This window comes from Onishia niordana (assembly GCF_004798965.1).
GTDB classification, from domain to species: Bacteria; Pseudomonadota; Gammaproteobacteria; order Pseudomonadales; family Halomonadaceae; genus Onishia; species Onishia niordana.
Window position 1 is genome coordinate 272,274 of sequence record NZ_SDSD01000002.1, and the last position, 11,644, is coordinate 283,917.

Sequence of the window (11,644 nt, forward strand, 5' to 3'; positions counted from 1 at the left end):
CACGTTTTTCTGAACAATACAGCTACCGAGTCAGACGCAACCGCATGATTCGTAATGATATTAACTTTGATCAGGCAGTTTTTACCGAATTCGCGTGCTTGCTGCATTTTTCGGAAGGAGCGCTTTGGGTCGATAGCGGCCATCATTCCACAAGCTCCGTCACCTTTTCCGCATCAAAGGCCAGCCGTCCGGCGATCGCCTGCATCTCGTCAATCGGACGTTCATAGCTCCAGGCCACATCAGCAATATCGGTCAGCGGGTAATAGGCGGTGTCGCCCTTGAAGGGGCAGTAAGTGACAGTAGAAGAAACAGTGAGCTTCGACATATCCACATCCGCTCGCGGCAGCTCTTCTTTAAGACCAGGCCTTTGTGGATAACCGCGCTCGCGCAGCTCGATGGCATTGAAGGTATTGGCGATCAGGGGGGCGCCAGCAAGGGCTCGCACCCGCGGGGAATGCGGATGAAGGGTCATGCGGGGTGAGGCGGTGTGCTCGGCCATCGGCAGTTCCCTTGCGTATCGGCTGATCCATCAGCCTAGAACGAGGGAGTCAGAATGTCACCGTTTGGCGACAATTTCACTTAGGCTTTTGATCAACGTCAGTCTCATGAGAATAATCCGCGCAACATCAACCGAGGCATCGGATGCTTGGCGCTAACGCCACTTGCCCACCATAAGGGTAGCGATAATGGGCTGTGGGAAACTATCGGGATGAGCAAGGCGCTGCGCGGCGGCGCCGCTGACGCTGCACGTCACGGCGTATCCACGAGTTCCATATGCAGCAATGGGTAGGGCTTTTCCAATCCGTCTAGCGGTGAGCGGTCCCTGACGGCAAATCCCTTGTGCTGGTAGAAGCCCAGCGCCTGTGGGTTCTGTTCGTTCACGTCTACCCTGGTGGCGCCTTGGGCTGTCACTGCATCATCCAGCAGCAAAGAGCCGATGCCCTCCCCGCGCGCATGCGGTGCGATGAACAGCATCTCGATATTGCCGTCGTGCACGCCACAGAAACCTAGGATTTCACCACTCCCGTCTTTGACGCACGTTAAATCGACCGCGCCGAAGTACTGCTCGTAAATGAGTGGCTTCAGCTCCAACAGGTCCTGTTCGCGCAAGAAATCATGGGTTGCCCTGACCGATGCCTCCCAGACATCCAGCAGCTCACGATAGTCTTCTTTCCTTACGCTCTCGACGTTCATCAAACACTCCCTTGTTGCGTCATGTACCGCTACCGCGCCCATAAAGGACGCCATGCCACCTGCTGGTGTCAAATGATAATGGCAGAGCGCAGCCGCGTGGGTGCGCGGGTCATGCGTCCCCCAAAAACTGCTCGGCAAACGCCTGGAACGCAGGCGTCTCGTAGCCGCGGCGCCACAGCAAACGCGTGGTGACGGTGCCCATCTCCAGCGTGGTCAGGTCATCCGACACGCCGCTCAGGTCCAACACGCTGCGCGGCAGCAGGGTGACGCAGGCGCCCGCCGACACGGCCGCCACCATGGCGTGGTAGGACCCCAGCTCCTGGATACGCCACTCGCTCCCGGCGACGATGCCGAGCCGTTGCTCCGCCATGGCCCGATAGGTGCAGCCGGGCTTGAAGGCCGCCAGGATGCGGGTGCGAGTACGGGTGATAAGTTCCGCCGGTGTGGTGGCCCCGGCATCGGCGGGCGGCAACAGCAGCAGCAGCGATTCTTCCCATACCGGTGCGCTTTGCAGCCCCATCTCGGTCAGTGCTTTCTCATTCTCGAGCTCGGCGGGCAAGGCCACGAAGGCGCAGTCCAGCCGCCCGTCACGAACTTCTTCTACCAGCGGGCCGGAGGGGCCGGTGCTGACCTCGAGCCGGGTCGCCGGATGGGCGCGGTTGAAGGCCGCCAGCGGTGCAGGCAGCCGGCTGGCGGCCGTGCTTTCCATGCTGCCGATGCGCAAACTGCCGCCACTACCGGCGCCCACGGCCTGCCGGGCCTCGTCCTCCAGCGCCAGCAGGCGCTGTGCATAGGTCAGGAAGCGCTGGCCCGCCGTCGAAAGCGTGATGCGCTTACCGAGTCGAATGAACAGTTCCGCGTCCAGCTCCGCTTCCAATTGCTGGATGCGCGTCGTGACGTTGGAAGGGGCGCGCCCGAGCCGCGTGGCGGCCCGCGTCACGCTCAGCTCAGCGGCGACGGCCTCGAAGATTTTCAGGGTTTCCAGGTCCACGATATTCGCCTTTTGGGATCCATTAGCCTAATTTATTCTCAATATGAGAATAAAAAAAGCCATCGTTTCTCGCGCTCGTGGAGGCCGTTCACATGACACCGTCGAATCCCCTGACCGACCGGCTGAGCATCCAGCCGATCATCCAGGCGCCCATGGCTGGCGTCGCCACGCCGGAACTGGCCGCGGCCGTGTCGAACGCCGGCGGCCTGGGTTCCCTGGGCATCGGCGCCAGCGGCGTCGACCAGGCCCGGGCCATGATCGAACAGACCCGGGCGCTGACGTCTCGCCCGTTTAACGTCAACGTCTTCTGCCATGCGCCCGCATTGCGTGACGCGGCTCGGGAGTCGGCCTGGCTCGCGCATCTGGCGCCGCTGTTTCGGGAAAGTGGCGGTGAGCCGCCGGCTGAGCTCGATGAGATCTACCGCAGCTTCGTGGAAGACGATATAGCCTTTGAGATGTTGCTCGAGACGCGCCCCACCGTGGTCAGCTTTCACTTCGGCTTACCCTCCGAGACGCGGATACGCGCCCTGCGGGAAGCCGGCATCTACACGCTGGCGACGGCCACCAGCCTGCAAGAGGCGAGAACTATCCAGGCGCGAGGCGTCGACGCGATCGTGGCCCAGGGCTTTGAGGCGGGCGGGCATCGCGGCTGCTTCGATCCGCAGGCAGAAGATGAACGGCTAAGCACGTCTGTGCTCGTTCGCCGGCTGGTCAAGGAGATGGCCCTGCCGGTCATCGCGGCCGGCGGCATCATGGATGGCCAGGGCATCCGCTCTGCCCTGGCGCTCGGCGCCTCTGCTGCCCAACTGGGAACCGCCTTTATTCTGTGCCCGGAATCGGCGGCCAACGAAGGCTATCGCTCGACCCTCAAGAGCGAACGCGCCGAGATGACCCGCATGACGTCGGTACTATCGGGGCGCCCGGCACGCGGCATCCTCAACCGCCTGATTCGCCACGCCGAAGCCACGCCCGAAGCCATGCTCGAAACGACGCCCCCCGCTTACCCTGTGGCGTACGACGCAACCAAGCGGCTCAACGCAGCGGCGGCCGGTCTTGGCCATCATGAATTCGCGGCGCACTGGGCCGGACAGGGCGCGCCACTGGCACGCGAACTCCCCGCCGGCGAACTCGTGAACCGGCTTCTACAGGAATGGCGAGACGCCACCTGACGTCATGGGCACGGTGAACGCCTGAATGCCGTGCGGTGCCGACATCGAGGAGCACGTATAGGCTTTGTCTGAAAAGTCGACGAGCGAAGGCCAGACAAGGCAAAAATTGGCGAAAGAGCGGAGTTTACGGGGTGTAAATGAGCATCTTGATCGGACTCGCGCCCGAGCCGATTTTTAACGCCGTATGGGCGAGCGTAGTACTTTTCAGACATTGCCTAGGGTGTCGACGGCAGGCGGAGACTATAGGATGGACAACAACCCCTCGGCATCGAGTTCAAGGAGGCACCATGCCTGCCACCCGCACGACCTCGCCGGCCCTGGAACGGGCCCATCTGGTGTGGGACCTGTTCATCATCGCGCTGGTGATCGTCAACCTGTCGCTGCTGCTGTTCGATAGCCTGTTCCTGCTACCACCGCTGAACGCTGCCTTCGAGGCGGTGGCGCCCGGCCTGTATGGCGCTTACGAGCAGAACATCCACGCCAACTTCCTCAGTATCGACCTAGCGTTCGTGAGCATCTTCCTGCTCGACGTGTTGCTGGGCTGGGCAGTGGCCATCGCCGAGCGGCACTATCACCGCTGGTTCTTCTATCCCTTCGTGCACTGGTACGACGTGCTGGGCTGCATCCCGCTGGGCGGCTTTAGGTTGCTGCGTATCCTGCGCGTCATCTCGCTGCTGCACCGCCTGCAACGCATGGGGCTGATCGATGTACGTCGCTGGTACCTCTACGGTGTGGCCGCCAAGTACGTGGATATCCTGATGGAGGAGCTGACCGACCGTATCGCCATTCGCATGCTCGATAACGTGCAGCAGGAATTGCGTTCCGGCGATGGGCTCTCGTCCTCGGTGGTCGAGCGTGTGGTGGAGCCTCGCAAACAGGCGCTGATACGCGAGGTCAGCCAGCGGCTGGAGGCCATGGCGGGCGATGCCTACACCAACAACCGAGACGATACCCTGCGCTATGTGCGCGGTCTGGTTAGCCGCACCCTGGCGGAAAGCCCGGAGCTCAAGCGGCTCTCACGTCTGCCGATGGGCAGCCAGTTGACGCGCGGCCTGGAAGGATCGCTTTCCGACCTGGCCTGCCACCTGGTCGACGAGGCGCTGACGGGGCTGAAGTCGGCGGAGTTTTCATCGCTGGTGGAGCATCTGGCCGACAGCGGCTTCGATGCCTGGCTGCGCACCGATCCCAAAACCGAGCAGATCACCGAGCAGGTGCTGGTGGATATGCTGGAACTGCTCAAGGAGCAGATAGCGGTGAAGCGCTGGCAGCAGCATTACGAATAGCGAGGCGGACTGATCTCACGAGCTTGGCTTGGCCGCGTGCCGTCGATGCGCCCGCGGTCAGGCGCCCACGTCCAGATGCTCCCAGCCGTAGCGATCGACCAGTCTTTTCAGTTGGGGTGGCCTGTAGCTGGGGTCGGCTTCGTAGCGGCGCCTAACACTGGGGTGAATGAGGGTAGGCTTGCCTGAGACGATCAGTTCCCGTTGCAACGGAGGCTTCAACCGGTACACGTTTTTACGGGATTTGTGGAGCTTGCCCTGCTCTCCTTGCGTCAGGCTAGCCCGTAGATGCCGCTCCAGCATCAGGCCCGCGCCTTCGACCTCGTTGAGCATCCACTCTAGCGGCGTATCAGAGGCGCGAAGGCCCGTTTCTTTATCCGGCGGATAGGAGCCACCCACGTCGGTATGCACACCGGCAAACCAGACCTGCTTCATGTCGACCCCCGCTCTGGGCCGCCAGAGGGTGGGCTCGAAGTCTTCGCGCTTTTCATCAATGGCCAGGGCCTGGCGTACCACCGAGGCGTTGGCACCAATCTTGGTATCGTAGAATTCGTCATCCCGATCGAAGAGCCCCATCAGGCTATGGGGAATCCCCAGGGCACCAACGGTGTCCCAGACGCCGATGAAATGCACCTGCCGCGATGCATGGCTATGGCGGGCACGAAACGCCTTGGCGGCCTCGCCGTGGGGATGGTTCTTCGCGCTGGGGCTCTTGTAGATCTTCCAGGCCTCTGTCACCAGGCGCGCATCCTGGCGTTTGAGAATGCCGCAGTTGTTGATCAGCCCGCTTATCGCTCGCACGGTGTAGGCACCACGGCTGAAGCCAAACAGAAATATCCGGTCGCCGGGAGCGTAGTTATGCAGGATATAGCGATAACCATCCATGATGTTCTTTTGGATGCCCTTACCGGTCACCCCCGCGCTCAGGCTGTCGTGGTATGAGCCAAGCCCCCAGTCGTAAAAGACATGCTGCTTCAGGTCACCGCCTACCGGATTGATGGCTCGGGAGAGCCGCAGCACATTGGTGGGAACATCCTTTTTCAGGTCATCCTCGGGGCGGTTCCAGGTACCGTCTGCGCAGACAACAATATTCGCCATCTCGCCACCCTCCATTGGCCAATGTGCTCTTCAGTGTAATTCGCCCATGAAAATCGCCAATGCCAGTCATGGGCGGCGAGCCATTCATGCCCTAGCTGCCGGTCGTTTGGTCCTGCTGGAGCACTCTGAGAGAATAAGGGCACATTCATCCTGTGCGGCCCATGATGGTTGGCACTTGATAGTTGCCCTGCCCTCACGAACGGGCTTACCTCGCCAGGTCGCGTTTGCTGCTCTGCGACCGCCGCACGGGAACAGTGATAGGAGGTTAGCCATGACGACTAGCCCATCGACTATCTTGCCCCTCGATCCAGAACGCGTTGCCACGATTGAAAGGTTTGGCGGCACCATTACGCCGCTTGACCCGATAGGTGCCGAGGTGAGGGGCATCGACTTGTCCTCGCGGGATACACCGCCAGCAGACGTTGTCGAAGCACTCGAGCAGGAAATGGCCAATCGCGGCTTTCTGGTGTTCAAGAACGAAACGCCATTGGACGCCGAGGATTTTCTGCGCGCCAGCTGCTGGTGGGGCGGCAAGGAATTGCACAGCACCCACGGCGTGCACCCGGCCACTCCCAAGGGCAATCAGCACATCTTCCGCCTGTCTAACGATCCCCGTCACGGCATCCCCGGCGTGGGCCCACAATGGCACAATGATGGCAGCTTTATCCCGGATACCTTTTCGCACTCGGGTTACCACATCATTCGCCCGGCGGAAAAAGGCGGCGGCACCTATTTCGCCCATCAGGGTGCCGCTTATGATGCGTTGCCGGAAGATCGTAAAGCATTCTGGGGGCGTCTTTCCTCGGTCAATTCCGCGTCTGGCGTCCTGCATCCGGTGGTGCATGAGCACCCGATCTCGAAGAAAAAGTGCATTTGGCTGCACCTGGGCATGACGGGCGCTGTCATTGAGAAACTGCCCGATGAGGATGGCTTTCGGCTGTTGAATGCCGAGGAAATGAAGCAGCTTTGCCATGAGTACAACGACATACTCAATGCCGGTTTGGAAAATGGCTACGCCATCGAATTCGAGTATCAGGAAAACGACTGCGTCTTTATCGACAATCTGGCGGTCGCGCATCGCGCCGCCCCTGGCGCCCACTTGCCCGCCGATGAACAGGGGTTACGGATCATGCATCGCAGTACCGTTCGCGGCGTTCAAGCGCTTGCACCTGGCTTTGATTTACCGGCGCACCTGAACATTGATCAGGCAAGCCCATTTGGCGAAGGCGTCTGGAAAGGCGGCGGTATCGGCTTCAGGTGGGAAGATGGCATTCCCATGCAGAACTAACTCAGAACTGATTCAGGCATCACCCGCGTCCGCCATTGGCAGGCGCGGGGGGAACTGGCCACGGCCTACTGCTGGATGCTGAACAGCGCCGGGCGTCAGCGGCTTGAGAGGCCAGCTCCGAGGGATGGCGTGCTGGCCGCGGTCAGGCGGCCACGCCAAGCGAGACGTAGAGGAGCGCGGCAACCAGGCTGAGGGCGCTGCGCACGGCGTGCAGTCTGCCCCACCTCACCAGCAATCGCCGGGTTGCCTCCGAGGTGCGATCCCTCTCCGGCTCCAGCAGCTGCTTGTTGGTCGGCATGATCACGATGAAGGTAAAGGGCACCACGGCGAAAATCGCCAACGCCCCAAGCCACCAGAGCCAGCCCCCGCCCCCCAGCGCAACGACAGCCCCGGCCACCGCGGCGAGAATGGCAAGCGACGCCTGCATGATGGCCGCTCGCTGGTAGCTCGGCCCGAACACCGTCGCCGCCACTTGGGTGCCGCACGACAGCCGCGCGGGATGCTCAGCGACATTGATGTAGACGGCCGCACCGGCAAAGATGGTACAGGCCATGATGGCGACGATCTCGATCACGTCCATGTTCTTCTCCCATGCTAACTGTTCCCGAATCCTTGCCCTTAGCTAAGGTAGCGACCAGACATAGCCATCGGCCACCTTCGGCTATTCGGCATCACAGTAGTTGCCAACCACCGCCGTGCGCAGCGCAGGGGTGGCTCTGGCATGCAGGCGAAGGCGCAATGCAAAAGGTGACGCCGTGCTCGCATTCCTCAGGTGTTCACCACTAGCTTCGGCCAGATTTCCAGCCACCTTTTCGCGCCTATGCGGCTATTGAAGTCTGTTGGCTTGGGCCTTTTAGCGTTCAGCGTGATGGTGCAGTTAAATAATGGTGCAACGCCGAAAGGGGCCACCAACACCACTTCTCCGTCACCATCCAGCGCGACACCGACCGCTGTTTCCACTTCAACCCAGTAACTCATGGCATCTTCTGTGGAATCATAGGGGCTATCCAGGTTCCGCTCGTGCATTCTTGCCTGGTTTTTTACCGACCAGGGAAGTCCTGAGGCACTGGTGAGCCGTTGTTCCATTTCTCGGTCGACAGACTCCCTCGAGTCGCATGAATCGAAGTAAATCAGATCAATATCATTTAACGGTGTCGCCGACGAAAACCCATGCATCTTGTCCCAGACCAGATTTCGGACAAACCCCGCAGCAAGACACCACTCTGGCAAGTCCAGCGCAGCCGCTACGGTAAGCGCCTCCATGCGCTCAAGGTCATTTTTCACCCACTCCTTGATCTGTGATTCGGCGTCCATGCTAATGCCTGCCACCTCCGGTGATAACAACGTAGCGAACCGGAGATTTCGGCATCCAGCTCATGGCCTGGCTATTCGCGCTCATTGATGTCACGAACATCCTGGATATCTACTGGGCGTGAAAGTGCTGACTTATATTTGACTAGATCCTCCTTCAGCATAAGGGGCAAATCCATGCCCAACAGCCGAACTGTCTTGTAGCGCGAAAAGTCTATATTGAGCTGTATCCAAGTCTGTTTATTCATGTCGAAGATTCGAGCGTCATCAGCATTACCCACCTCCACTTTAATACCTTCATATGTGAACTGAACGTAGGTTAAATACCAGCCCTCTTCCTGTCGGCGAGCAGCACTCTTGGATACATAATCATGCCCCGCCTGAACGACTTCCCCAAAGTGCGTGCCGGGCACAAAAAGATCGATATCGTTTAGTGCACGCTCAGAGCCGTACCCCCTGGCCGCAAGCCCTCCGCAGATGAGAAAGGGAATATTCCTGTCTCTCAGTAATCCCACTATCCAGTGCGCTGCCACTTGGTGCATACGTCCTCCCTGCAAAGCGATCAGAGATGAGCGAAAACCACCATCATCCCAGCTGCTCTGTGACCTTTTTGCCATCAAACGCCAAGTGCCCTGCAATCGCTTTCATCTCTTCATTCGGTTGTCCGTAACTCCATGCCACATCGGCGATAGTGTCGAGCGAGTAATACACGGTGTCGCCCTTAAAGGGGCAATGGGTGACGGTGGAAGACATCGACAGCATCGACATAGCCACATCCTCCTTGGGGATGTAGTAGCGATCGGGGTAGCCCCGCTCGCACAGTTCGATGGCGTTTTCGGTATCAGCGATCAGGGTGTTACCCGAATAGATGCGCACCCGGCCGGAATGTGGGTGCAAGGTGATGCGGGGTGACGCTGAGGCGGCAGACATGTCACGGCTCCTTTCGGGCTAAGTAAAAAGCTAGCGTAACAGGCGAACACCCGAGCCATCTGTGCTGTGACAGGCTTTCATCAGTGTCCTTGTTCAGGATAGGCGCCTGAGATCGGTGGAATGGTCGATATCCAGGTGAATACCCGGATCATCGACGGCGAGCTCAATGGCGTATTCCCGGTTGGCACGGATCACGCTTCGCGCGCCTTCATCCTTGAGATTCTCCCCTTCTTCGTTATAGCGATTTTTACCACCCAAGGCCGCAAGCTCAGACCAGAAGGCTCGACCGAACAGCACGGGATGGCCAGGCCTGCCGGCCTGCACCGGTCGCACGATGCATTGGCGAGTTATCTGGCGCTGTAAGGCCTCTAACGTTTCGGGGCGCAAGGCGGGCATATCGCCGAGCAGAATGGCGGCGGCCTGCATGTCGATGAGGTCATCATCGCCTTGCAGAGCGATGAATGCGTCTCTGATGCTCGCGCCCAGCCCTTCGCTGGCATGGGCGGTGCGAATGATAGGGGTATCGGCTGAAAGCCCGAGTGCCTGGGGGTCGTCGTCTTCACGCAGCACCACGCGCAGAGCAGGAAAGGCGGTCGTCACCAACGCCACGGTGGCGGCGAGCAGGTGGCGTCCATCCGGCAGCGTTGCCAGGCGCTTGTCGTCGGCACCGAAGCGCCGCGAGGCGCCGGCGGCCATGATCACGGCGACACTTGTCGTAGCGGGATGCGTGATGCCGTGGTCGGCGTTTTTATCAGCCTGACCGTTAAAGGGGTTCGCGGGAGGCGTGAAAGGCATAGCGCTTGGGGTTCGCTCCATAAAGCTGGGGGAACAGAGACTGATTACATAGGTGCTGATGACATAGGTGCTGATGACATAGAGGCTGCCGTAAAGAATAGCGCCGGGCTTAGGTTTTCCGCCAGGCTAGGGGTTACTAGCCTCTCCTCCGCTCTTGGTGAGAGTCCGATAAGACAAGGACAATGGATCACCGGCCGGCATGGGCAAGAGCACCCCCCAGCACGTATGCTGAAGACCACTGATACAGAGACAACTCGATAGAAAGTACGAGCCCGCTGAACCGCCTGTGAATAGCGGACAAATAACCAACAAGGAGTCGAGATGGCATCATCGATATTCAAACCGCGCCCGCGCGGCGGTGCATGGCCGATTGTAGTTGCCTGGCTGGGGTTTGTGTTGCTGATCGTGGCGGGCGTGCTGATGGCAGGCTCGGGTACGGCCTATCGATGGGATTGGGTATCGCTTGGGACGTCGTTCTCGATGCTGCGACAAGGCGCGCACATTGCGGCGGCTGCCGGTGCGGTGGGGCTGGTGGCGGTCATTATCGCGGCGTTCTGCCGCCGCCCACGCCCATTGCTGGCAGGGCTTATCACTAGCACGGCAGTGGTGGCGATGGTCGCCCTTCCCGCCCACATGATGCAGCGCGCGCAGACGGTGCCACCGATCCATGACATCACTACCGATCTTGAGAATCCGCCCACCTTCGAGGCGCTGGCAGAGGCACGCGACGCTGCTCCCAATGCTGTGGCCTATCCGCAGCGCTTCGCCGACCAGCAGCAAGCCGCTTACGGTAGGCTGAAGGCGATCAAGCTGCCGCTTTCAATGGAGGATGTCATGGCGGCGGTAGAAGCCACGGTAGACGCTCAGGGCTGGGAGATTGCCACCGTCAGTGATTCGAAACTTGAGGCCACGGCGACCACCCGCTGGTTCGGCTTCAAGGACGATGTGGTGATTCGCCTGACAGAGAAAGACGACGGTGTTCGCGTCGATATGCGCTCAGCTTCAAGGATCGGCCAGAGTGACCTGGGGACCAATGCTGCACGCATTCAGGATTTCCTGATGGCCCTGAGTGACCGCGCGGCGCAATAAGGCCGCTCCCTTGCAATCAACCCGGCGGAGTATGCCATCCTGAGGCGCAGATGCCTCGTCGCCAGGCGATAGGCTATCTTCAAGGTTCCACTTGTCAGAAGCCGGAAAGGAGACCCACATGAGCGACAGGAATGCCTACGAACAGAAACTGCGCGCCAAGCTGGATGAGCTGCAGGCCGAAGTCGATAAGATGAAGGCGCGTGCCCAAAGCGCTGAAGCCGATAAACGTATCGAGCATGAAAAAGAGGTCAATCAGCTCGAGGCCAAGCGCGATGAGATGCGCCAGAAGCTCGACGAGCTGCGCAACTCGAGCGACGACGCCTGGGATGATGTGAAAGCCGGCGCGGAGCGTGCCTGGGCCTCGCTTAGCGAATCCCTCGAGAAGGCGCGAACCCGCTTCAAGTAATCCGCCTCTTGGTCGACCCAGCGCGAGTGGCGCCCATCAGCGGCGCCCTCGATTTCCATCGCCACGCCGACGTCGATAGACCCTGCGCTTAAC

At 60.2% G+C, this 11,644-nt stretch carries 14 protein-coding genes; 5 read left to right on the plus strand and 9 right to left on the minus strand.

Annotated elements, in window-relative coordinates; all coding sequences use genetic code 11:
• Nucleotides 1–142: 142 nt before the first annotated feature.
• The 3 genes from ETC27_RS05255 to ETC27_RS05265 all read right to left on the minus strand — a co-directional run bounded on the left by ETC27_RS05255 (nucleotide 143) and on the right by ETC27_RS05265 (nucleotide 2,185).
• Nucleotides 143–499: a DUF427 domain-containing protein gene (locus ETC27_RS05255; protein ID WP_136253952.1), complete on the minus strand. Its 357-nt coding sequence runs from the start codon at nucleotides 497–499 to the stop codon at nucleotides 143–145.
• Nucleotides 500–750: 251 nt separating this feature from the next.
• Entirely contained in the window at nucleotides 751–1,194 is a 444-nt protein-coding gene (locus ETC27_RS05260; RefSeq protein WP_136253953.1) for a GNAT family N-acetyltransferase, read from the minus strand.
• A 109-nt stretch (nucleotides 1,195–1,303) separates the two neighbouring features.
• The gene (locus ETC27_RS05265; protein ID WP_136253954.1) at nucleotides 1,304–2,185 is read right to left on the minus strand and encodes a LysR substrate-binding domain-containing protein; all 882 of its coding nucleotides are present in this window, start codon (nucleotides 2,183–2,185) and stop codon (nucleotides 1,304–1,306) included.
• Nucleotides 2,186–2,277: 92 nt separating this feature from the next.
• On the opposite strand from ETC27_RS05265, the gene ETC27_RS05270 reads away from it, so the two are divergent.
• Complete coding sequence (locus tag ETC27_RS05270) at nucleotides 2,278–3,354, plus strand: NAD(P)H-dependent flavin oxidoreductase (RefSeq protein WP_136253955.1); 1,077 nt, start codon at nucleotides 2,278–2,280, stop codon at nucleotides 3,352–3,354.
• A gap of 287 nt (nucleotides 3,355–3,641) precedes the next feature.
• Nucleotides 3,642–4,637, plus strand: coding sequence for an ion transporter (locus ETC27_RS05275; RefSeq protein WP_136253956.1), 996 nt, complete (start codon nucleotides 3,642–3,644; stop codon nucleotides 4,635–4,637).
• 57 nt (nucleotides 4,638–4,694) lie between these two features.
• On the opposite strand, the gene ETC27_RS05280 is transcribed toward ETC27_RS05275, so the two are convergent.
• The gene (locus ETC27_RS05280; protein ID WP_136253957.1) at nucleotides 4,695–5,732 is read right to left on the minus strand and encodes a T6SS phospholipase effector Tle1-like catalytic domain-containing protein; all 1,038 of its coding nucleotides are present in this window, start codon (nucleotides 5,730–5,732) and stop codon (nucleotides 4,695–4,697) included.
• A gap of 46 nt (nucleotides 5,733–5,778) precedes the next feature.
• Here ETC27_RS05280 and ETC27_RS05285 point away from each other — a divergent pair, with 46 nt between their 5' ends.
• Nucleotides 5,779–7,020: a TauD/TfdA dioxygenase family protein gene (locus ETC27_RS05285; protein WP_240724810.1), complete on the plus strand. Its 1,242-nt coding sequence runs from the start codon at nucleotides 5,779–5,781 to the stop codon at nucleotides 7,018–7,020.
• 142 nt (nucleotides 7,021–7,162) lie between these two features.
• Here ETC27_RS05285 and ETC27_RS05290 read toward each other — a convergent pair whose 3' ends face one another.
• From ETC27_RS05290 to ETC27_RS05310, 5 genes are all read right to left on the minus strand, one after another.
• A complete protein-coding gene (locus tag ETC27_RS05290; RefSeq protein ID WP_136253958.1) occupies nucleotides 7,163–7,600 on the minus strand; it encodes an anthrone oxygenase family protein in 438 nt (145 codons plus the stop codon).
• Between the two features lie 188 nt (nucleotides 7,601–7,788).
• Entirely contained in the window at nucleotides 7,789–8,334 is a 546-nt protein-coding gene (locus ETC27_RS05295) for a nucleotidyltransferase family protein (protein WP_136253959.1), read from the minus strand.
• Nucleotides 8,335–8,405: 71 nt separating this feature from the next.
• A complete protein-coding gene (locus ETC27_RS05300; RefSeq protein WP_136253960.1) occupies nucleotides 8,406–8,873 on the minus strand; it encodes a hypothetical protein in 468 nt (155 codons plus the stop codon).
• 43 nt (nucleotides 8,874–8,916) lie between these two features.
• Nucleotides 8,917–9,261 carry a DUF427 domain-containing protein gene (locus ETC27_RS05305; protein ID WP_136253961.1) on the minus strand — a complete coding sequence of 115 codons (345 nt, stop codon included), beginning with the start codon at nucleotides 9,259–9,261 and terminating at the stop codon, nucleotides 8,917–8,919.
• Between the two features lie 93 nt (nucleotides 9,262–9,354).
• Complete coding sequence (locus ETC27_RS05310) at nucleotides 9,355–10,056, minus strand: nucleotidyltransferase family protein (protein ID WP_136253962.1); 702 nt, start codon at nucleotides 10,054–10,056, stop codon at nucleotides 9,355–9,357.
• A 321-nt stretch (nucleotides 10,057–10,377) separates the two neighbouring features.
• Between ETC27_RS05310 and ETC27_RS05315 the strand changes: the two genes are divergently transcribed.
• Together ETC27_RS05315 and ETC27_RS05320 are read left to right on the plus strand one after the other, a co-directional pair.
• Nucleotides 10,378–11,145 carry a DUF1499 domain-containing protein gene (locus tag ETC27_RS05315; RefSeq protein ID WP_136253963.1) on the plus strand — a complete coding sequence of 256 codons (768 nt, stop codon included), beginning with the start codon at nucleotides 10,378–10,380 and terminating at the stop codon, nucleotides 11,143–11,145.
• Between the two features lie 118 nt (nucleotides 11,146–11,263).
• A complete protein-coding gene (locus ETC27_RS05320; protein ID WP_136253964.1) occupies nucleotides 11,264–11,551 on the plus strand; it encodes a sll1863 family stress response protein in 288 nt (95 codons plus the stop codon).
• Nucleotides 11,552–11,644: the final 93 nt, after the last annotated feature.